This window comes from Xenorhabdus doucetiae, assembly GCF_000968195.1.
GTDB lineage: Bacteria > Pseudomonadota > Gammaproteobacteria > Enterobacterales > Enterobacteriaceae > Xenorhabdus > Xenorhabdus doucetiae.
In genome coordinates this window covers 1,190,440-1,213,053 of sequence record NZ_FO704550.1, presented here as the reverse complement: position 1 = coordinate 1,213,053, position 22,614 = coordinate 1,190,440, and the positions used below count along the sequence as shown (strand labels likewise).

The 22,614-nt window shown below is 39.9% G+C and carries 21 protein-coding genes and 3 tRNA genes; 9 read left to right on the top strand and 15 right to left on the bottom strand.

All coding sequences use genetic code 11. The annotated features are described in order from the left end of the window. Positions 1–24: 24 nt before the first annotated feature. Positions 25–756, bottom strand: a complete 732-nt coding sequence (yfiH, locus tag XDD1_RS05690; protein WP_045969471.1) for a purine nucleoside phosphorylase YfiH — start codon at positions 754–756, stop codon at positions 25–27. Positions 757–760: 4 nt separating this feature from the next. Further along, positions 761–1,738: a 23S rRNA pseudouridine(1911/1915/1917) synthase RluD gene (gene rluD, locus XDD1_RS05685; RefSeq protein WP_045969469.1), complete on the bottom strand. Its 978-nt coding sequence runs from the start codon at positions 1,736–1,738 to the stop codon at positions 761–763. A gap of 147 nt (positions 1,739–1,885) precedes the next feature. Here rluD and bamD point away from each other — a divergent pair, with 147 nt between their 5' ends. The 3 genes from bamD (at position 1,886) to pheA (ending at position 4,931) form a co-directional block, all read left to right on the top strand. Next, the gene (gene bamD, locus XDD1_RS05680; RefSeq protein ID WP_197541018.1) at positions 1,886–2,608 is read left to right on the top strand and encodes an outer membrane protein assembly factor BamD; all 723 of its coding nucleotides are present in this window, start codon (positions 1,886–1,888) and stop codon (positions 2,606–2,608) included. Between the two features lie 474 nt (positions 2,609–3,082). Further along, the gene (gene raiA / locus XDD1_RS05675) at positions 3,083–3,415 is read left to right on the top strand and encodes a ribosome-associated translation inhibitor RaiA (protein ID WP_045969464.1); all 333 of its coding nucleotides are present in this window, start codon (positions 3,083–3,085) and stop codon (positions 3,413–3,415) included. A gap of 361 nt (positions 3,416–3,776) precedes the next feature. Further along, positions 3,777–4,931, top strand: a complete 1,155-nt coding sequence (pheA, locus tag XDD1_RS05670; protein ID WP_045969462.1) for a bifunctional chorismate mutase/prephenate dehydratase — start codon at positions 3,777–3,779, stop codon at positions 4,929–4,931. A 62-nt stretch (positions 4,932–4,993) separates the two neighbouring features. Here pheA and tyrA read toward each other — a convergent pair whose 3' ends face one another. Continuing rightward, entirely contained in the window at positions 4,994–6,115 is a 1,122-nt protein-coding gene (gene tyrA, locus XDD1_RS05665; RefSeq protein ID WP_045969460.1) for a bifunctional chorismate mutase/prephenate dehydrogenase, read from the bottom strand. A gap of 5 nt (positions 6,116–6,120) precedes the next feature. After that, on the bottom strand, positions 6,121–7,215 hold the full coding sequence (locus XDD1_RS05660) for a 3-deoxy-7-phosphoheptulonate synthase (protein ID WP_045969458.1): 1,095 nt from the start codon (positions 7,213–7,215) through the stop codon (positions 6,121–6,123). Positions 7,216–7,929: 714 nt separating this feature from the next. Between XDD1_RS05660 and XDD1_RS05655 the strand changes: the two genes are divergently transcribed. From XDD1_RS05655 to XDD1_RS05640, 4 genes are read left to right on the top strand one after another with little or no spacing between them, the layout of a single operon-like run. Next, positions 7,930–9,483 carry an FAD/NAD(P)-binding protein gene (locus XDD1_RS05655; RefSeq protein ID WP_045969456.1) on the top strand — a complete coding sequence of 518 codons (1,554 nt, stop codon included), beginning with the start codon at positions 7,930–7,932 and terminating at the stop codon, positions 9,481–9,483. A gap of 15 nt (positions 9,484–9,498) precedes the next feature. Next, complete coding sequence (locus XDD1_RS05650; protein ID WP_045969454.1) at positions 9,499–10,116, top strand: GNAT family N-acetyltransferase; 618 nt, start codon at positions 9,499–9,501, stop codon at positions 10,114–10,116. A gap of 9 nt (positions 10,117–10,125) precedes the next feature. Continuing rightward, a complete protein-coding gene (locus tag XDD1_RS05645) occupies positions 10,126–11,295 on the top strand; it encodes an MFS transporter (RefSeq protein ID WP_045969452.1) in 1,170 nt (389 codons plus the stop codon). Beyond that, positions 11,288–12,703: a lyase family protein gene (locus tag XDD1_RS05640; protein WP_045969450.1), complete on the top strand. Its 1,416-nt coding sequence runs from the start codon at positions 11,288–11,290 to the stop codon at positions 12,701–12,703. Before XDD1_RS05645 ends, XDD1_RS05640 begins: the two co-directional genes overlap by 8 nt. A gap of 248 nt (positions 12,704–12,951) precedes the next feature. Here XDD1_RS05640 and rplS read toward each other — a convergent pair whose 3' ends face one another. The 5 genes from rplS to ffh form a co-directional block, all read right to left on the bottom strand. Further along, complete coding sequence (gene rplS / locus XDD1_RS05635) at positions 12,952–13,305, bottom strand: 50S ribosomal protein L19 (RefSeq protein WP_010845356.1); 354 nt, start codon at positions 13,303–13,305, stop codon at positions 12,952–12,954. Between the two features lie 63 nt (positions 13,306–13,368). Next, positions 13,369–14,121, bottom strand: coding sequence for a tRNA (guanosine(37)-N1)-methyltransferase TrmD (trmD, locus tag XDD1_RS05630; protein ID WP_045969448.1), 753 nt, complete (start codon positions 14,119–14,121; stop codon positions 13,369–13,371). Positions 14,122–14,158: 37 nt separating this feature from the next. Further along, positions 14,159–14,707: a ribosome maturation factor RimM gene (gene rimM / locus XDD1_RS05625; protein ID WP_045969447.1), complete on the bottom strand. Its 549-nt coding sequence runs from the start codon at positions 14,705–14,707 to the stop codon at positions 14,159–14,161. Positions 14,708–14,725: 18 nt separating this feature from the next. After that, entirely contained in the window at positions 14,726–14,974 is a 249-nt protein-coding gene (rpsP, locus tag XDD1_RS05620) for a 30S ribosomal protein S16 (RefSeq protein WP_010845359.1), read from the bottom strand. A gap of 137 nt (positions 14,975–15,111) precedes the next feature. Continuing rightward, positions 15,112–16,473, bottom strand: a complete 1,362-nt coding sequence (gene ffh / locus XDD1_RS05615; protein WP_045969444.1) for a signal recognition particle protein — start codon at positions 16,471–16,473, stop codon at positions 15,112–15,114. Positions 16,474–16,672: 199 nt separating this feature from the next. Between ffh and XDD1_RS05610 the strand changes: the two genes are divergently transcribed. Both XDD1_RS05610 and XDD1_RS05605 read left to right on the top strand, forming a co-directional pair. After that, positions 16,673–17,464: a cytochrome C assembly family protein gene (locus XDD1_RS05610; protein ID WP_045969442.1), complete on the top strand. Its 792-nt coding sequence runs from the start codon at positions 16,673–16,675 to the stop codon at positions 17,462–17,464. Between the two features lie 52 nt (positions 17,465–17,516). Continuing rightward, on the top strand, positions 17,517–18,797 hold the full coding sequence (locus XDD1_RS05605) for an HlyC/CorC family transporter (RefSeq protein WP_045969440.1): 1,281 nt from the start codon (positions 17,517–17,519) through the stop codon (positions 18,795–18,797). 325 nt (positions 18,798–19,122) lie between these two features. Here XDD1_RS05605 and luxS read toward each other — a convergent pair whose 3' ends face one another. The 6 genes from luxS to csrA form a co-directional block, all read right to left on the bottom strand. Then, positions 19,123–19,638, bottom strand: coding sequence for an S-ribosylhomocysteine lyase (gene luxS, locus XDD1_RS05600; protein WP_045969438.1), 516 nt, complete (start codon positions 19,636–19,638; stop codon positions 19,123–19,125). Positions 19,639–19,801: 163 nt separating this feature from the next. After that, complete coding sequence (gshA, locus tag XDD1_RS05595) at positions 19,802–21,361, bottom strand: glutamate--cysteine ligase (protein ID WP_045969436.1); 1,560 nt, start codon at positions 21,359–21,361, stop codon at positions 19,802–19,804. A 188-nt stretch (positions 21,362–21,549) separates the two neighbouring features. Then, positions 21,550–21,626: transfer RNA gene (locus XDD1_RS05590), tRNA-Arg, on the bottom strand. Positions 21,627–21,712: 86 nt separating this feature from the next. Then, a tRNA-Arg gene (locus tag XDD1_RS05585) sits at positions 21,713–21,789 on the bottom strand. Positions 21,790–21,797: 8 nt separating this feature from the next. After that, positions 21,798–21,890 (bottom strand) — tRNA-Ser (locus XDD1_RS05580). Positions 21,891–22,375: 485 nt separating this feature from the next. Continuing rightward, positions 22,376–22,561, bottom strand: coding sequence for a carbon storage regulator CsrA (csrA, locus tag XDD1_RS05575; RefSeq protein ID WP_010845367.1), 186 nt, complete (start codon positions 22,559–22,561; stop codon positions 22,376–22,378). Between the last annotated feature and the right edge of the window lie 53 nt (positions 22,562–22,614).

Genomic DNA, 22,614 nt, shown 5'->3' with positions numbered 1-22,614 from the left:
CCAAAGATCGTCCTGTGAAGTAGGTTATCGCAACCAGATTAACGTTGCCATTCGCCCTGTATTGCCATCACGACGATAGGAGAAAAAGTTTTTTTCCTCCGTGACAGTACATGCGGTTCCACCAAAAATCTCTGTTATTCCTATTGACTGCAACTTTAATTTAGCCAGTAAGTAAATATTTGCCAGAAACTTATCACCATAAGGTACGAAAGCTTGTTCCAGATCAGAATTAATTGTGGTGAAAGCGTCCCTCACTTCGCTTCCCACCTCAAATTGCTCAGGGCCAATAGCAGGCCCCAACCATGCACGGATCATGTCAGGTTTTGCACTAAATCGGGACACAGTATTCTCCAATACCCCTGCACATAATCCGCGCCATCCGGCATGGGCCGCAGCAACTTCATCACCAGAAATACTGCAAAAAAGCACCGGCAGGCAATCTGCTGTCATCACAGCACAAACCTGCCCTGGCTTATTCGTGTAAACGGCATCGGCCTGATTATTTACCAATGACTGACCATCAAGTGTAATAACACGCGTTCCATGTACTTGTTCTAACCATGTAGGTTGCTGTGGTAATTGGGCATATTCAACCAACAACGCTCTATTTCGTTCCACGTATTCTGGAACGTCCCCAACATGATTACCCAGGTTTAAGCTGTCATACGGAGGTTGGCTTACCCCGCCCAAACGAGTGGTACTGCAAGCACCAACACTATCAGGCTGTGGCCAATCAGGAAAAATCAGTGGTGTCATTTACCTACCAATCCATCTCATCTTTGAAAGTTTCGGCATCCGCTTTCATCACTTCAATCAATTTAACCATGTCATCCGGTAATGGAGCATGCCATTCCATCTCAATTCCCGTAATCGGATGGTAAAGACGTAACATGGTTGCATGCAATGCCTGGCGATCAAAATTGCGCATCACTTCGCGAAATTCATCAGAGGCGCCTTTTAAAGGACGAGGCCGCCCACCATACAAAGGATCTCCCACCAACGGGTGTTTTATATGTGCCATGTGCACACGAATTTGGTGTGTTCTGCCCGTCTCCAAACGCAGACGCAGACGAGTATGCGCCCGGAAATGCTCCATAACGCGATAATGGGTAACAGCAGGTTTCCCCATAGGATGCACCGCCATGTGTGTCCGTTTTGTCGGGTGACGGGAAATGGGCTCTTCTACCATTCCTCCCGCCGTCATACATCCCAACGCAACAGCCTCGTATTCACGGGTTATTTCACGTAATTGCAAAGATTCCACCAAACGGGTCTGTGCCGGAACGTTTTTTGCCACAACCATTAACCCTGTCGTATCTTTGTCAAGGCGATGAACAATACCTGCGCGGGGAACATCTGCGATTTCAGGATAACGATATAGCAAGGCGTTCAATACCGTGCCGTCAGGATTACCTGCTCCCGGATGAACGACCAAATCACGTGGTTTATTGATGACCAAAATATCGTCATCTTCATAGACAACATTCAGTTCGATATCCTGAGGCTCCCAACGGACATCCTCTTCAATGATAGCATCGATGAAAATTTCTTCACCGCCCAGGACTTTTTCTTTTGGCTTGCTAATTAATTTGCCATTCACTTGAACTTTATTATCCAAGATCCACTCTTTTATACGTGACCTTGAGTAATCAGGGAACAATTCAGCCAAAGCCTGATCTAAACGTTGACCAAGCTGAGATTCAGCGACTATTGCATTAAGTCGGATTTTTTGTGCCATATATAACTTCTATATTTTACGTTGAGTTTTGACGGCGAGGCCGTTTCATTTAAAATAATGTGCTATTGTAACCCCATATTTTGCCGGGAGCTTCACGGACAGTCTCCCAGAAAACACTCAGAGGATAATCAACACGTGATGATTCGCATGAAATATCTGGTGGCAGTGACCACATTGAGCCTGGTTCTATCTGGATGCTCCAGCAATAAGGATGCGGTCCCTGATATCCCGCCATCTCAAATTTATGCAATTGGGCAGGAAAAACTGCAAGAAGGTAACTATAAATTGGCTATCAAGCAATTGGAATCTCTTGATAACCGCTATCCTTTTGGACCGTACTCCCAGCAAGTCCAGCTTGATTTGATCTATGCCTATTACAAATCAGCGGAATACCCACTGGCTCTCGCATCCATTGACCGTTTCATGCGCCTGAATCCAACCCACCCTAATGTTGACTATGTACTATACATGCGTGGATTGATCTCGCAGGCTTTGGATGACAGCCCATTACAAGGCTTTTTTGGCATTGACCGATCAAATCGTGATCCTGAACATGCCCGTGCCGCATTCCGTGATTTCAGCCAACTGGTGCGTTACTATCCAAACAGTCAGTATTCGACCGATGCGACTAAACGATTAATATTTCTTAAAGAACGCTTATCTAAATATGAGCTTGCCGTGGTGCAATATTACACTAAACGCAGTGCTTACGTAGCGGTTGTTAATCGCGTAGAACAGATGTTACGGGACTATCCTGATACTAATGCTACTCAGGAGGCGCTTCCTTATATGGAATCAGCTTATAAGAAATTAGGGCTGACCGCTGAAGCCAATAAGGTGGCACAGTTGATTGCTGCTAACCCTGCATAAATCTAATCTCATCAGAGAATTGAACAAGTGATCAAAAACAGTAGCTAACCGGCTACTGTTTTTTTATCTATTGTTCTCTATATCTTGCAATCTACAACACAGTAGGCAATGAGTTGTCAGGAATACTATTGCAGGGATGTAATTTTTGTCAGACTTGTCTTTTTGTTCTGTTTAGCCGAGAAATTGAACACATTAGTACATTTGAGTGATATTTGGTTATACCTGTATTATTTTCACTCTGAAAATAATACATATTTTGGAACTATAACATAATTTATAATCCCATAACTGACCGATAATGACGCATAATACTCTTCTCCGCAACAAATATTCTTCATATCTTCCCTGGCTATCACAATTCTGTCACTCGCTTGCGAAATCGCTGAATAAAGGTGATCTAGATCATTCTTTTTACGCAAAATAGCGTTATGCTGGACACATTGAAGACGGAGCAACATTTAAAGAGGTAACGATATGTTAGTAAATATTACCAGCAAACAAATGGAAATTACCCCCGCAATTCGTAGCCATGTGGAAGACCGTCTAAATAAGTTGGGCAAATGGCAAGTCAATCTAATCAGTCCACATATCGTACTATCAAAAGAACCGCAAGGATTCTTGGTTGATGCCACAATTGGTACACCAAATGGCACATTAGTGGCGAGTGCTAAGCATGAAGATATGTACGCTGCGATCAATGAACTTCTGACGAAATTAGAGCGCCAACTCAATAAAGTACAGCACAAAGCAGAAGCTCGTCGTGCAGATAATAGTGTTAAAGAGTCCAATCTTAACTTAGAAGTATAAATATTGTTTATTCTTTCCTAACGCGCTCTACGAGCGCGTTTCACTATTGCTTAACCATCCAGCCTTGTTTTCTCTATTTCGGCTAAAAAAGCCTTTTGTTGACACTTCATGCTAAATAGGTTAATTAAAATAGAGTATTGAAACCATAAAGTAACGTGCTAACAGGCTAAATGATTATTAAACCGTCTTTCCTATTTTTCTTTTTTTTCACCTTCTCATAAGGAGGTTGGTTCGTTTCAAAGAAAATTTATGAAGACGAATAAAAACCTTCCATCAACCGGGAGGTTTTTTTGTTTTATTGATCATAAACATATCCACAATGCACAGACTATGCTCAGAATAAAAATGTCAGGAACATATTATGGAACGAGATTTAGTTAGTTTACGAGAAGAAATTAGTCATATTGATGCGAATTTGCTGGATCTGCTTGCTAAGCGCCGACAATTAGCCAGTAACATCGCCCAGACAAAACTGCTCGATCATCGCCCTATCCGAGATAAAAATCGTGAACGAGAGTTATTGAACGTATTGATTGATAAAGGTAAAACTCGTGGATTAGATGGATTTTACATTACACGATTATTTCAGATGATCATTGAGGATTCTGTTCTGACTCAACAGGCTTTATTGCAGCAACATCTGAATCAAACACCTTACGATTCTGCCCGTATTACTTTTCTAGGGCCAAAAGGGTCATATTCTCATATTGCAGCGCGACAATTTGCTGCCCGCCACTTTAATCAGTTGGTTGAATGCAGTTGTCATAAATTCTCAGATATTTTTTCCTTGGTTGAGATTGGTCAGGCCGATTATGGCATCCTGCCACTGGAAAATACCAGCTCAGGGGCAATCAATGAAGTTTATGATTTATTGCAACATACCCCTTTATCCCTCGTTGGCGAGATAACCCTGCCAATCAACCACTGTGTATTGATTGCCGGGCAAACGGATATCTCAAGGATAAAAACCGTCTATAGCCATTCCCAACCTTTTCAACAATGTAGCCAATATCTCAATAAATATCCTGACTGGAATATTATCTACTGTGAAAGCACGGCTGCTGCCATGCAAAAAGTGGCTGAACTCAACTCACCAGAAATAGCTGCATTAGGAAGTGAAGCTGGTGGCATGCTCTATGGATTGCATGTTTTAGAAAACAACCTGGCAAATCAGCAAGAGAACAGCACTCGCTTTATTGTTGTTTCCCGCAAACCGATTGAAGTCTCCGATCAGGTTCCGGCCAAAACTACTTTCATCATGTCAACCGGGCAGCAAGCTGGAGCGCTGGTTGATGTACTCATTATCTTAAAGAAACATGATATCCCCATGAGTAAATTGGAATCTCGCCCAATAAATGGCAAACCGTGGGAAGAAATGTTTTATATTGATGTGCAAGCCAATCTGCGCTCCATAAAAATGCAACAGGCATTAAAGGAACTCACGGAAATGACTTGCTTTCTGAAAGTGTTAGGATCTTACCCATCAGAAAATGTCATTCCTATCGATCCCGCCTAAAGTAAAAAACCAAAACCGGATGTTTCCATCCGGTTTTAACATTTCGTAATTACTTCAAAATATTACACTCGGTTGTCATTCGCCTGCTGCAAAAGCACTCGGCTTTCTTTCATAAATCTAGCGGCTTCATCACCAAACCAATCACTCACTTGGTTAAAGCTCTCGATAAAAGCTGATTTATCTTGATGTTCCAATATTTCCAGAGCCTGCCCGAAACTCTGGTAATACCGACGGATAAGTTCAATATTTTCAGGGCCAGACATAATAATATCAGCATATAGTTGAGGATCTTGTGCGAATAATCGTCCTACCATCGCCAACTCTAACCGGTATATCGGTGAAGATAATGCAAGCAATTGCTGCAAGTCGATACCTTCATTTGCAAGGTGCCGCCCGTAAGAGAAGGTAGTGAAATGACGCAACGCCTGAATGAAGCTCATATTTTTATCATGCTCTTCCGCGTTGATTTGATGCAGTCTCGCTCCCCATACCATTATCTGCTCCAAAAACCATTGATATGTCTCAGGAAAACGCCCATCGCAATAGACAACGACCTGTTTAGCAAAGCTGCCTACATCTGGCCCAAACATAGGATGTAACCCTAAAACAGGCCCCGGATGGACTTCAAGCATTGCATTTAACGGCTTTTGTTTGATTGAAGCTAAATCAACTAAAATACATTGTTCCGGCAAAGGAGGTAATCGACGGATAATCTCCTCTGTCAAATGAATGGGAACACTGACGATCACCATTCCCGCTCCGGCTAATATCTGTTCGGCATTCTCCCAATCGCCAGCTTCAAGTACCTTGACTTCATAGCCTGACAGCGTCAACAATCGACCGAATAATCTCCCCATTTTGCCTGCCCCACCTACGATGACTACAGGCCCCAAATGAGTACCGAGCTTTTTAAAGCCTTTGTTGTTTTCGCTGACATAAGACTCTCGCATAATTCGGCGCAAGATATCTTCAATTAAATCAGGCGGAACGCCTATATTTTCCGCCTCCTGGCGGCGGGAGGCCAACATTGTTGCCTCCCTGTCGGGTGCATAAATCGGTAAACCAAGCTGGCTTTTAACTTCACCAACTTGTGCCACTAAATGCATTCTTTTTGCCAGCAAAGATAATAAGGTCTTATCTACCTCATCAATTTCAGCCCTCAACGGTGACAATTCTGCTGTCATATTGATTACCCTGCTTTTTCCATCGTCATATTTCGGTTAGGCAAATGCGGAGCGATTTGCTGATGCAGTTTTCTCAATACTTGCTCCGTAGTCTGCCAGCTAATACAGGCGTCGGTTACCGAAACACCATATTTCATCTGAGCACGAGGCTGTTCGGAGGATTGATTTCCCTCATTGATATGGCTTTCCAACATAATACCAATGACAGATTGATTTCCGCACATAATTTGTTCAGCAATAGAATCCACAACAATACTCTGACGACGAAAATCTTTATTGGAATTACCGTGGCTACAATCAATCATCAGAGATGGTGTCAGCCCTGCTTTCATCATTTGGCATTCGCAATCAGCGACATGTTCTGCACTGTAATTCGGTACTGCGCCGCCACGCAATATCACATGTCCATTCGGATTACCCTGAGTTTGTAGCAAACAAACTTGGCCTGACTGATTTATCCCCATAAAGCGATGAGGCATTGCTGCTGCTTTCATGGCATTAATTGCAGTATTCAAATTACCATCAGTGCCATTTTTAAATCCAACTGGCACAGACAATCCTGATGCCATTTCGCGATGAGTTTGAGATTCAGTCGTTCTGGCGCCAATGGCTGACCAGCTAAATAAGTCTCCCAAATATTGGGGATTATTCGGATCAAGGGCTTCATTCGCCAATGGCAATCCCATTTCTACCAAATTCAACAGCAGGCGACGGGCAATATGCAACCCCGCGTCCATATCAAATGAACCATCCATATAGGGATCACTAATTAAACCTTTCCAACCCACTGTGGTACGGGGTTTTTCAAAATAGACACGCATAACAATATACAGACAATCACTCAATTCAGCAGAAAGTGCTTTCAAACGGCGGGCATAATCCAAGGCAGCATCCACATCATGAATTGAACATGGACCACATACCACTAATAAACGAGGATCACGATGCTGAATAATGTCAGCAATAGTATTACGCGCGTTTGTGATGGCATGTAGATCATTGCTACCCAATGGGTATTTCTGTTTCAACTCTTCGGGAGTGATGAGCACCTGTTCACCAAGGATATGAACGTTATTAAGAGCGTCTTTTTGCATGATCATTTCTACCTGCCTTGCTTGGGGTTTTGTCTGTTTAATGTTTTTTTAAGTGTCTGATGGATAACATACCATGAGTCGTAAAGAATACAATCCAAATATGTAAATATCACCACATTGATGTAAAGTTAACGTTACACATGATTCCTCTACTACATCATTGTTCTCACTTCAATTCTTCCAATCATCACTTCTGTTTTTGTATCATATGAAAATAAAATAATTAAATTTAATTACTTTGGTTATTATTTCATGTTGAATATAACTTATAATTTTATTTTCAGTATAAATATTCTATTAACCTTAATTAACTTACTAATTTTATTAATAAATATCTTAACTTAGTGTAGAGTTATTGTGATTTTACTCATGTTTTTATGAAAAAAAACTTGTTACTTATAATAAGTTAATTTATTTTAAATAAAAAAAAATAGAATAGATGCATACTATATTCATTTAACTTCAAGGTGCTGGTTTTATTTTTAAATTAACAATTTAAAATCAACAACATGAGTTTTATCCTATCATGCATCTTCAAGTTTATTGGCATATGGCTTTTAATTATCAAGAATAAATATGATATAAAAATTTCACAATAAGACTCTATAAGTAGCAGGACAAGAAAACATTTGTAATTTAGAAAAACTTTAATTTTTCAGCAAGTTAAAAACAATGCACCCTGGCATTTCACTTCAGACTTGAATTCGCTAAGAGATAAATATGAATACAATGACTATAGGAATAATAGGATCAGGGCTTTCAAGCCTATCATTTGTAAACTCTCTGACAAAAAATTTACAATTCAATAAAACAAAACTTGAAATTATAGTTTTTGACGATAAGGAATCATTTGGTAGAGGAATGGCCTATTCTATTGATTCAGAGAGCAATATACTTAATACTAAAGCAAGATATTTAACCTATGATAGTAGCAAAAAAGGTGATTTTTATCATTGGTTAACAGAAAATAAAGATCAAATTCAAAGGGAATACAAGCTAGATTTAAATGAAATTAACAAAGATTCTTTTCTTCCCCGTTCCATTTTTGGGAAGTATTTAGTCAGCAAATGGAATGAACTTTTTGAATTATCTTCAAAAAATTTAAAAATCCACCCCTATTTCAATAAAGCTAATCACATTAAACCCCATGATAACAACAATTATAATTATTTGGTTGAAACTGAAAATGGTTTTAGCTTCAAGGTTCATAATGTAATATTGGCTACTGGGACTTCTAATAGATGCTTTGATAAGTACAATAACAATTCAAATTTCATTACCACCCCATATAAAACAAATTGTCTACCATTTCGTATTAAGAAAAATGAAAAGGTTCTTATAATGGGTTCCCGTTTAAGCGCTATTGATAGTATTATTGCATTAAAAGAAGCAGGCCACCAAGGTCAAATCTATATGCATTGTATTGCCGGAACTTTCCCTACAGTACGTGGGCAACAACAAACTTACACAAATAAATATTTATGTAAGGATTATATTTCCAAGAATTTTCAGAATGTTCTAACAACACAAGATATTATAAATTTATATCATAAAGAGCTGGGCGCTTATTTTGAACAAAATGCATTTGAATTTGAAGATATTATAGAAATATACAATAAATTCCCTATAGTTAACTTACAAGAGTTCATTAAGAATGAATTAATTGCATCTAAGAAAGATCGACCTTGGCAAGCTATTTTATATGATACTAATCGTTCATTATCTAAAGTATGGAATAAATTATCTAAATCAGATAAGAAAAACTTCCTTCATAATCATTTCAATAAATTTATGGGAATACGCGTATCTATACCACGTAAAAATGCCGAAAAAATATTAAATTATTTAAGTGATGGTGGCCTTACATATACATCAGGTCAATATGAATTAGAAGAAAATAAATCAGCCATAACTTTCAAAGCGGAATCAATTAATAAGCCAATTCAAATAGATAAAGTTGTTTTTTGTACTGGTAGCCCAGCAAATCTTGCTGAATCAGACTCACTTTTAATTAAAAAATTAATCAAGCAGAATTTAATTTCTAATAACGAGTTTGGAGGAATTGAAGTCACTGAAAATTATAACGTAATTAATGCTAATTGTGATGTTAATCAAAATATATTTGCTTTAGGTGAACTTATTCGAGGTAAATTCTTATTTGTATCTGCCATTGATTTAATTTATTCACACGGAGAGAGATGCGGAAAAATTTTCGCAACGCGCTTCTTAAACGAGAAAAATGGCTTACAGCCTACTGTTATCATTAACAACTAAAAGAGATCTTTTACAATGAATAAATCTGTTAATTTTACTCATGATGGATGGAGTTTTGGTTATACCTTAAAAGGAGAACTTATTGATTTAATTCCTTTAAATATATCCCATCATAAAGGGTTAGTAGAGGCGGTTCAAGATGGTGATATTTCTAATCTATGGTATGCTCGTGTACCATCGCCTGAAGATATGTTTGATGAGATAAATAGACGTTTAGATCTCGCTGATAAAAAACAAATGATGCCTTTTACTGTGCTAAGTAAAGCAGGAAAAATTCTAGGTATGACTACCTATCAGACGCTGGATTTAGATAATAAGCGTGTTGAGATAGGCTATACTTGGTATCGAAAAAGTGTTCAGCGTTCAAATGTAAATACTGAAGCCAAATTTTTACTTTTACAAAATGCTTTTGAAAATATGAATGTCATTGCAGTTGGATTTAGAACTCATTATTTTAATTTTAAAAGCCGTAAAGCGATTGAACGAATTGGTGCCAAACTTGAAGGTGTATGGCGTAATCATATGATTTTGCCAGATGGAACTATTCGTGATACATGTTATTACAGCATCATAAATGGTGAATGGCAGACTGTACGTACTCACCTAACATGGTTACTACAACAAAACAGATAAGAATCATTGATGATAAATTTTAAAAACAACATCGCTGTATTTCTGTTGGGTTCATGTGCATTAATTTGCCTTTATTCAACACAACCCGTCCTGGGGAATATAGCGCTTTGGGCAAATGTCAGTATGGCAAAAACGGCTCTAACAATTAGTGCTACAACTTTGGGAGTGGCTGTAGTTGCCCCATTTTCTGGCTTAACTTCTGATTATTTTGGCCGTAAACGTGTAATAGTTACAGCTATTACGCTATTGTTTTTAATCACACTAATAGCTATTTTTGCTTGGAATTTTACTTCTCTTTTAGTTTTTAGATTTTTACAAGGTTTGACTATACCTTTCATTTTTTCTAGTACGATTGCGTATATTGCTGAGCAATGGGAAGGTAATGAGTCCACTAAACTGAATAGTATTTATGTTGCTGGAACAGCCTTTGGTGGCTTTTCAGGTCGATTCTTCTCTGGAGTTACTTCTGATTTATATGGAAGTTGGCAATCAACATTTGTGGCTCTCGCTGCTATTTTATTTATAATCCTTATAGTAGTTGCCAAGTTTCTACCAAAGGAAAGAAATTTTGTCCGTATAAGCACCTCAAAAGAGATCGTAAATGGTTTACTTGTGTATGTAAAAGATAAAAAAATTTTAATCACATGTTTTATTGCTTTTGTTTTATTATTTCAGCAAGTCTCTTCCTTTACATTCGGAAGTTTGCTTCTAGCAAAACCTCCATTCAATTTATCATTACTTGAAACAGGATTTATTTTTATTGTTTTTCTAATCCCATCCATAATAACACCTATCATGAGTACATTTATTAATAAATTAGGTTATATATGGGCTTTTACCATAACTTGTCTATTAGGTGTTTCAGGTCTTATTTTAACCTTGTTACCTAATACGATAGCTGTTATTACAGGGTTATCTTTGTCTTGTATATCTGTGTTTTTTGGTCAGTCTTGCGGGACAAGTTTTATTGCTAAATACTGTAAGGTATTTAAATCTTCAGCAGTTGGCTTGTATTTATTTTTCTATTACATGGGTGGTTGCTTTGGTGGAATTATTCCAGCAAAAATTTATGAATATTCAGGATGGAATTCATGCATTTACCTATTGATTGGATTAATCATTTTAAGTTTAGTTTTATCTACCTTTGGATGGAAAGAGGAAAAAAAAGCAAATGTTTAAAAATGATACTTTTTATTGGATCAATCAAATTGAAAAAGCCTCTACAGTGATGACTTATAAAGAAAATATTATTACAAAAGAAATTGCAATAAAGGTTTCTAAGGCTATTGAACAATTAGCTACAAGTGAAATTAGACCCACAGATTACCTAGATATCCAACCAATGCTATTAAAATTAACGGGTCCAAAAGGATCAATGATACATGTTGGACGAAGTCGGCAAGATTTACTTGCAACAGTATATCGTTTATTGATTCGCGATAGAATCTTAGAATTATTTAAACTAACGCTAGAAACCAGAAGTTTATTTTTAGGCATTGCAAAGAAGCATGTAGATACCATTGTGCCTTCATATACTAATGGTGTTCAAGCTCAACCTGTAACACTTGGGCATCTTTTTGTGGGCTATGAGAACTCAATTGCAAGAACCACGAAGAGAATTGTTGATTTTTTCCCTAGATTAAACTGTTCACCATTAGGTGGTGCTGCATTAGCTACATCTAGTTTTTCTATAAACAGGAAAAAATTAGCATCATTACTTGGATTTGATAGCTGTATAGATAATGCATTTGATGCCGTACAATTATCGGGAATAGATAGTGGCGCTGAAACAAGTTCGATAGCTTCCATTTTAGCTTTATCTGTTGGAACATTTATCCAGGATCTACACATTAATTTCCATCATATCCGACCTTGGATGCTACTTTCTAGTAGTTCTTTAAAGAGTCCAAGTACATTAATGCCTCAAAAACGTAATCCAGTTGCTTTAAACAGAGCACGCTTACTTGCAAGTGAAGTCATTGGAGATGCGGTAAGAACTAGTTTAGCAGCACATAACGTTAATTCTGGCTTAACAGACTATAAGCGTGCTGAAGCATCGGATACGCTTGAACGCGCATGTAATATGTTGATTGAATTAAATGAAATATTGCGTGGCCTAACGGTTGATAAAGAGGCTGGATTAGATCAGGTCAATGCAGACTATTCTATGACGAGTGAGCTTGCCAGTGCTCTTCAGAGGGAAACAAATATTCCATTCAAAATCACACACTCTTTTTCTTCATCTTTAGTAACTTTTGGCCGTACTAATCGTTTTAAACCTTCTGAATTACCATTTAACGAAGTTTGCAGTTTATACAAAGACGTATGCTTAAAAGAACTAGGGATCGAACATAAATTTCCTTTGAGTGAAAAAGAATTCTTTAAATACTTAGATCCTATTTATATGGTCAATTCATACGCTGGCTATGGTGGTTCAAAACCTTCCGAGGTATTAAGTATGTTATACAGATCAAATAACGAGCTAGAAACTCACACTGCACAGCTAGAAAAAATTAATAACCGATTAGCGAATTATAAGTCAATTTTGAATAAGGAATTTAGTGATATTTTAGATTTAAGACATTGAATTTCTCATACCAATTAAACCAGTTATTAAAAGATCCTAAATTCAGATCATAAGTGAAACACTCGGGAAATGATTTGGGTAAGCAGGATCTGTTAAACGAATCTTAAACGCCCTTGCCATTAGCTCCTCTCCTTCAATCGAGGCGGTTCAGGCTGCTTTTAGCATGGAGAGGCGCTGCTCAAAAATCAAAATATAAAAAGGCCAGCACATGTGCTGGCCTCGATAACTTTCGGATGTAGCAAAGCGTATTATTTTGCGTTCAGACGCTCTTTAATACGAGCAGCCTTACCAGAACGCTCACGCAGGTAGTACAGTTTAGCTCTGCGAACAGCACCACGACGTTTAACGTTGATGCTGTCTACGACTGGGGAGTGAGTCTGGAATACACGCTCAACGCCTTCGCCGTTAGAAATCTTACGAACAGTGAATGCAGAGTGCAGACCGCGGTTACGAATCGCAATAACCACGCCCTCGAATGTCTGCAGACGCTTTTTAGAACCTTCAACGACCCATACCTTAACTTCCACGGTGTCACCCGGACGGAATGAAGGTACGTCTTGCTTCATCTGCTCTTGTTCAAGTTGTTTAATAATGTTGCTCATAATAACTCTCTTACCCTAGGTAAACTGATATATCAACGACATTCCTTCACGGATATGTCTGGATTAATTTGTTGCCTGATCTTGATATTCCCGTTGGAATTCAGATAGCAACATCCTTTGCTCGTCAGTCAGAGCTAGGCTTTCTAGAAGTTCGGGCCTTCTTAACCAAGTTCGGCCAAGCGACTGTTTCATTCGCCAGCGATCAATTTCAGCATGGTTTCCCGACAGTAAAACCGGGGGAACTTCCATACCATCCAACACTTCAGGACGGGTATAATGCGGGCAATCCAACAATCCATCAGCGAATGAGTCTTCTTCTGCCGATGCGTGATGCCCCAATACTCCCGGAATAAACCGTGATATCGAATCAATCATCGTCATTGCAGGAAGCTCTCCCCCGCTGAGAACGTAATCACCGATAGACCATTCTTCGTCAATTTCGGTTTGGATGACACGCTCATCAATACCTTCATAGCGACCGCAAACCAGAATTAATTTCTCATTTGCTGCCAGCTCACAAACTCCTTGTTGATCGAGTTTGCGCCCTTGAGGTGAAAGATAAATCACCTTTGCACCATCACCCGCCGAAACTTTAGCTGCATGAATGGCTTCCCGCAATGGTTGCACCATCATCAGCATACCTGGACCACCGCCATAAGGACGGTCATCAACAGTACGATGCCGGTCATGGGTAAAATCCCGTGGACTCCAGCATTCGATACTCAACAGGCCATTTTTTACAGCCCGACCAGTTACCCCGTAATCGGTTATTGCGCGGAACATTTCAGGAAACAGGCTAACAACCCCAATCCACATATTGTGTCCCACTCATTTAAACCGTCTTTATCGGAGATTAAAAACCAGGATCCCAATCTACCTCAATGGTTTTGGTAGCGAGATCGACTTTCTTGATAACCTGCCCATCAAGAAACGGAACCAACCGCTCCTTGATACCGAATGCATCTTTCAGGTTTGCTTTTATTACCATCACATCGTTAGAACCCGTTTCCATCATGTCATGGATGGTGCCAAGGTTATAACCCGTTGTGTTTATTACTTGGCAACCAATCAGGTCTTTCCAATAATAATCACCTTCTTCCAGGTCTGGTAATAGGCCGGAATCCACCATAACTTCACAGTTAGTCAGTAAATTCGCAGCATCCCGATCGTCAATATCTTTGATTTTGACAATAATATCCTGATTGTGGTGTTTCCACGCTTCCAGTTCAACATGTTGCCACTGGCCTGCGCGTTGAATAAACCACGGTTGATATTCAAAAATGTCTTCGGTGTGTTCGGTGGAAGAAAAAACTCTGAGCCAACCACGAATGCCATACGCAGACCCCAATTTTCCCAACACAATTGGCTCAACCGGGTGCTTAAGGCCAGATTGTTTGCTCATTGTTACCACCGTGACAGATTAAGCTGCTTTCTTAGCGTCTTTGATCAGTGCAGCAACACGATCAGACACAGATGCACCCAGACCAACCCAGTGTTCGATACGGTCCAGATCTAAACGCAGGGCTTCTGCATTTCCTGAAGCGATTGGGTTGAAGAAACCCACACGCTCAATAAAACGACCATCACGCGCATTGCGGCTATCGGTCACGACTACTTGATAGAACGGACGCTTTTTTGCGCCGCCACGAGCTAAACGAATTGTTACCATAACATCCTCATTAGTTAGCAAAACAACCAGACTCCATCGAGGAATGGAGTCCGGCTGTCCATTAAAAAGCCCGAAAATTTTACTCACTTTGGCGTAAAAAGCAATCCAAAGAACGTTTTCTTTCGCAACTTTGTTGATTATCGCCCCATAAATCCGGGTGGCAGCATGCCTTTCATGCCTCGCATCATTTTTGCCAAGCCCCCTTTTTTCATCTTTTTCATCATTCGCTGCATTTCATCAAACTGTTTCAGCAAACGGTTGACATCCTGCACCTGTGTTCCCGATCCCATCGCAATACGGCGCTTACGAGAACCTTTGATGATTTCTGGTTTTTCACGCTCTTTGCGCGTCATGGAATTAATGATGGCTTCCATTTTAACCAGAACTTTGTCATCCATTTGGGATTTGACCGCATCAGGGATCTGCGACATTCCCGGCATCTTGCTTAACATGCTGGCCATTCCGCCCATGTTACGCATCTGTTTAAGCTGATCAAGAAAATCGCTTAAATCAAAACCGTCACCTTTTTTCAGTTTAGACGCCAACTTTTCCGCTTGGGTACGGTCAACTTTGCTTTCAATTTCTTCGATCAGTGAAAGCATGTCTCCCATGTCCAAAATGCGCGATGCAATGCGATCAGGATAGAAAGGTTCCAGCGCATCCGTTTTTTCACCAACACCAAGGAATTTGATGGGTTTACCCGTGATATGGCGGATGGAAAGCGCGGCACCACCACGCGCATCACCATCGACTTTGGTCAGGACAACGCCAGTTAATGGCAACGCTTCGTTGAATGCTTTTGCGGTATTCGCCGCATCCTGGCCGGTCATCGCATCAACAACAAACAGGGTTTCAACAGGATTAATAGCTGCATGAACCGCTTTGATTTCATCCATCATCGCTTCATCAACATGCAGACGACCTGCTGTATCGACTAACAGCACATCATAGAATTTTAATTTAGCATGTTGGACCGCTTTATTGACAATATCAACGGGTTTTTCCTGTGGATCGGACGGGAAAAAATCAATTCCAACCGTTTCAGACAAGGTTTCAAGCTGTTTGATCGCTGCAGGTCGGTATACGTCAGCAGAAACAACCAAGACTTTTTTCTTGTTTTTCTCTTTCAGCAACTTACCTAATTTAGCCACGCTGGTTGTTTTACCTGCACCTTGCAAGCCCGCCATCAGAACCACTGCGGGAGGCTGGGCGGAGAGGTTTAATTCACTATTGACCTCCCCCATCGCCTTAACCAATTCATTCTGAACGATTTTGACGAATTCCTGACCGGGGGTCAGGCTTTTGTTAACTTCATGCCCCACTGCGCTCTCTTTGACTCGTGCAATAAAATCACGCACGACAGGCAATGCAACATCCGCTTCGAGCAAAGCCATACGAACTTCGCGCAGCGTATCTTTAATATTATCTTCAGTCAGCCGCCCGCGACCGCTGATATTGCGCAATGTGCGCGATAGTCTGTCAGTTAAATTATCAAACATTGTCTCAGCTCAGATATCTACAAGTGGGTCTACCTGTAAGGCAAATTTAGCGAATTATAGCACGATGATCTTGTGATCTCTGCAAAGAGATTCCCAAGTATAATTAACAACGGTTGGAGGCTACTCCTGCTAGCGGTATACTTAATTTTCAGGTTCAATCCATACCTAACAGATTTCAATTGCGAAAACGATAAACGTTATGCTGATATTTTCAATTATTGCTTTATTTGCCTATCTCATTAGCCTGACGCTCGTCGTGCCAGGTTTACTGCGCCAACAAAACAGTTATCAAAAATTGGCACTTTCTTTCGCAATTGTAGCGTTAGCCACTCACGCAATTGCATTGAAATACCAAGTTTTTCACGTCAGTAGTGGACAAAATCTTACGTTATTAAATTTAGGTTCAATTGTCAGTTGGCTTATGTGCATCATCATGACGGTTGTCGCTTTCCGTGGTCGTGCATGGTTTTTACTGCCGATTGTTTACAGCTTCGCCATGATCAATTTGATATTGGCCAGCATGATGCCAGGAGAATTCATTACTCATCTCGAAGATAGTGTCGAATTATTTATTCATATTGGGCTGGCATTACTTGGCTATGCGACTTTACTCATTGCCGCGCTTTATGCTTTGCAACTGGGCTGGTTGGACTATCGGCTTAAAAAGAAAAAACTCACATTTACCTCTGGAATTCCCCCATTGATGACAATTGAGCGTAAAATGTTTCACATTACCCAAGTGGGTGTAATTCTACTAACATTGACGCTATGCACTGGCATTATGTACATGGATGATGCTTTCAGCAAAGAAAATATCCATAAATCTGTTTTATCTATTATTGCATGGTTTGTTTATGTTATTTTGCTTTGGGGACATTATCATGAAGGGTGGCGTGGCAAGCGCGTTATTTGGTTCAATCTGATTGGCGCATTTATTCTGACACTGGCTTTTTTCGGTAACAGGCTATTACAGGAAATGATGGTTTATTAAAAGGTTAAATTATCATTGCTGATTTGTATAAATATTAGGAAGGAATTCTGTTTTGGAGCATGTCTCAACAAGCACACTGATTATCATTCTTGTTGTCATGGTTATTGTTTCAGCCTATTTCTCTGCCTCAGAAACTAGCATGATGACAATCAACCGATACCGCTTGCGTCATTTGGCTAAACAAGGAAGCAACTCCGCACGCCGGGTTGAATCTTTACTGCGTCATCCAGACAGGCTGATTAGCCTGATCCTTATCGGTAATAATCTGGTCAATATTTTGGCGTCCTCTCTTGCTACTATTGTTGGTATGCGACTCTATGGCGATGCCGGTGTTGCTATTGCCACAGGTGTACTCACGTTCGTTATTCTTATTTTCTCTGAAGTGATGCCCAAGACCATCGCAGCGCTTTACCCTGAAAGAGTAGCATTCCCAAGTAGTTTTCTTCTACGCCCACTAGAAAAAATTATGCTGCCTCTTGTTTGGTCATTTAATAGGATCAGCTTACTGTTTATGCGTTGTTTAGGTATCAAAACCTCTGATATTCGCAATGATGCTGTCAGCAAAGACGAGCTACGCACAATTGTCAATGAGTCAAACAGCAATCTATCACGCCGCAATCAGGACATGCTGATTTCTATATTAGACCTCGAGAAAGTCACTGTTGGTGACATTATGATCCCACGTAATGAAATTGTTGGTATTGATATCAACGATGATTGGAAATCCGTTATCAGGCAACTGACACACTCTCCACATGGGCGCATTGTGTTATATCGAAACTCCCTCGATGATGCTATCGGTATGCTCCGAGTACGCGAAGCCTATCGACTGATGATGGAGAAAAAAGAATTTACCAAAAGAAATTTGATTAAAGCCGCAGATAAAATTTACTTCATTCCAGTGAGTACACTATTGAATATTCAGCTTATTAACTTTCAACGCAATAAACAAAAAGCAGGTTTGATCGTTGATGAATATGGCGACATTCAAGGGTTAGTGACTGTTGAGGATATTTTAGAAGAAATTGTCGGCGATTTTACCACCTCCATGTCTCCAACTCTGGCGGAAGAAGTTCTTCCGCAAAGTGATGGCACCGTTCTGGTTGGTGGTACAGCTAATATCCGTGAATTAAATAAAGCTTTCGGTTGGGCGCTTCCTAAAGATGGTCCAAGAACAATGAATGGAATGATTCTGGAAGAGCTCGGTGAAATTCCTGAATTGAACGCTCAAGTGCAGATTAATGAATATAAATTTGAGGTTCTTGCGGTAAACGATAATGTTATTAAGCAGGTTCGCGTAACACCGATGAATAAAATACAGAGCGAAACATAAAATATGTTAAATAATTCAACGGTTATCCAGTAAAATATCCAAGATTCGACTACCTGCATATTCTGGGGTAGTCCAAAAATCGCATAAAAAAATATGAATCCTCTTCATATTTTCCCATAATGAGAATGGAAATAGACAAATACTAAATATAAGAGTGTGTTGAATATCTCTATTCATGAAGAGCTTCAAGTTATTTCAAAAGACAAATGAATGCTCTCGCCTCACTCCTCATGGATATTTTTTAAAATATGGCATTAATAATAAATAGAGGGCCAGCAAAACAAGCCGGCCCCAAAATATAAGTTAGTTCCGCCTGACAGGCAACCTATACCTGTAACTCTACAAGTTTTTCTTCAGGCAATGCTAATTCATCGTTATAATTGACACGAACACCAGAATCAAGAATACGTTGAGCAATATCTTGAGCTTCTTTCAATGAGTGCATTTCATATGTGCCGCACTGGTAAATGTTCAATTCCGGGATCTGGTTCTGATCTTGAACTTTTAGCACGTCTTCCATTGCCGCTTTCCAAGCTTCCGCCACTCTCAATTCTTCTGGAGCACCGATCAAGCTCATATAAAAACCAGTACGACAGCCCATTGGAGAGATATCAATGATTTCAACACCGTTGCCATTCAAATGATTACGGATAAAACCCGCGAACAAATGCTCAAGTGTGTGAACACCTCTTTCTGGCATCACTGCTTTATTAGGAACACAAAAACGCAAATCAAATACGGTGATAGTGTCGCCATGAGGCGTTTCCATCGTTTTGGCAACTCTAACGGCAGGAGCAGCCATGCGAGTATGGTCAACTGTAAAACTATCCAATAAAGGCATAATACTACCTCCTAAGGCATCAGATTTTTTACGAAGATTTTTTCAGATAGATGAAACTTTCTCATTTGCGGCTGGTCATAAGATATGAAGACGCGCAAAATTGTTATCATCCCTTATTCTCTAAGATATCTTATTCGGCCACCACTGGTGGCCATTTTCTTTTTTAACGCCCCGCATGAAGTTTTAAGTACGCTTCAAAACTCATGTTATCTTGCTGCTCAAGGCTATGCTGACGCGATATAGAAGACTCACGCTCAACAGAAAAAGTTTCATCATTCAAAATCGAATAATGCTCTTCAATCAATTTGTTATGATACTGGTCTGCGAGATCCAATCCAAAGCCAACTATCCCCTGCGATTTCATCTTGTCCAAGACACGTGCTGAAAACGTTAGTGATGGATCTTCAAACATGCTCACCAATTCTTTACAAACTGATTGATATTGAGTCCCTGAACAAGCATCCAAGACTTCAGCAACTCTTTCTAAATCCCTGAATAACTCCTGTCCCACAACCTTAAGCGGCTGTTGTTCAATCCCATAGCCAAGCCCAATAGATAACCCTGGCTTGCGTCCTTCTAAGATGACTTTATTCCAGTTTCCACGACAACATGCCAGCTCCTCACTCCCCATTTCAGGAGCATCAGCCAGAGCACACCATATCAAAAATAAATCAAGAAAACGAATTTGAGTTTCATCAACACCAATAGAAGAAAAAGGGTTGATATCCAAAGAACGGACTTCAATATATTCTATACCCCCTCTCAACAAGGCATCTGAAGGTGACTCTCCTTCTTGCGTGACCCGTTTGGGGCGTATCGGTGCGTACAACTCATTTTCAATTTGAAGAACATTCGTGTTGAGCTGTAAGTAGTTATCTTCTTTTTTGATACCGATTGCCGCAAACTCTTCAGATGGCTTATGAATGGCTTTCTTAAGCCCCTCTACATAGGTATGAAGATGATTAAAAGTAATGTTCAGATCACTTTGTGATTTGTTGGTATATCCTAAGTCACTCATTCTCAACGAAGTTGCATAAGGCAGGTAACAAGTCCCTCTTTCTGTTTCCTCAAAGGGTAATGCTGTATTTCGCCCACGTAAGAATGAAGAACAAATAGCCGGTGATGCACCAAATAAGTAAGGGATCACCCAACCAAAACGGTAATAATTGCGGATCAAACGAAGATAGCCATCTGAAATCTGCTCTTTTCCCGTTTCAGCATCTTTAATACCCAACCATGCCTGCCAGAAACTCATTGGCAGAGAAAAATTATAATGCACACCAGAAATTATTTGCATTAGTGCACCATAACGATTCTTTAATCCTTCACGGTACAAAGTCTTAAAGCGGCCCAAATTAGACGTACCATATTGAGCCAAAGTGATACTTTCTTCATCATCAATAAAACATGGCATACTTAAAGGCCACATTTTTTCATTATCCAGATTCCGGGCTGTGTAGATATGCAAGTCTTGAAGAAAAGCAATGGTTCTGTCTATGTTGCTATCAACAGGGGTAATAAACTCCAATAGAGATTCAGCAAAATCAGTTGTAATCCATTTATGCGTTAATGAAGCACCAAGTAATTTTGGATGCTCCGTCTTAGCTAAATGACCGTCTGGAGTAACACGCAATGTTTCACGTTCAATGCCACGACAAATCCCGTTTAATACGGTAGGGTTTGCCTCTAGCCATGACAATGCTTTTGATACGTCCGGGATCAATTTGTCCTCCCGTGGAGTTTAAAAGATTATTACTAAGAGTTTACTTTATATGAAACAAGCCAAGTTGTCGCTGATTACATAAAGGTGACGATGCGTTAGCGGTTAAATTACAACCAAAAATAATAAAGAAAATGTTATCGTTGAACCAAAATAAAAAACCCCTGCCTTATCAAGGCAGGGGTTTAAACTGGTGCATCCAGGAGGATTCGAACCTCCGACCGCTCGGTTCGTAGCCGAGTACTCTATCCAGCTGAGCTATGGATGCATTGTCGGTTTTCTATTTCTGCTCAGGCGCTATTAATTACCTGACTAGACAGAATTGAGATACCTAAAAAATCGCGGTGTTTAAAATGGTGCATCCAGGAGGATTCGAACCTCCGACCGCTCGGTTCGTAGCCGAGTACTCTATCCAGCTGAGCTATGGATGCATTTTAAATGGCGGTGAGGGAGGGATTCGAACCCTCGATGCAGCTCTTAACCACATACTCCCTTAGCAGGGGAGCGCCTTCAGCCTCTCGGCCACCTCACCATTTGCTTTAAAATCGTAAACAACATTCACGCTTTAAAACCTGCGACTTAGAAATTTTTAACTTTTAGAATCTTTACTTCTGATACTTGCTCAGAAGCTTTTCTTCAAGCTCTTCGTCGCTGCGATGGCGCACATATTACTTTCCCTGCCTGATAAGTCAAACAATTTTTCGCAACTTTTTTTTGTTTGAGCACTTAACATGCAAAATGCTTGGTTTAACATCTAAGGGGCTGTTTTATCAGCAGTGAAATCATCTAAGAACCGTTAAAATTTACGAAAATGATTATTCATCTCTATGGACTCATGAACGATGCTTTTTCAACAGATAGAAAATAAAAAGACGTGAGAGAATAGAATCAAGGTATCAAAAAGAGATAAACGTGACAGGATTACAAAATAGGGAACGGAAAAAAGCAGAAAAAAGGGGCAGAAAAGAGTAGAGTAGCGCCCAGGTTTTAAAAAAAAGCGTGGACGCCATTCTTGAATTAAAAAGTTGTAGGCTGAGATTTCTCTGCCTGAATCCGTTGATAAATTTCTTCACGGTGAACAGAAACTTCCTTGGGCGCATTTACACCAATGCGAACTTGGTTGCCTTTAACTCCCAGTACTGTGACTGTTACCTCATCGCCTATCATGAGTGTTTCACCAACTCGACGAGTCAGAATAAGCATTCTTTGCTCCTTGAAAATTTAAAAGAGTCGGGTCTCTAGGTTTCCCCGCTATT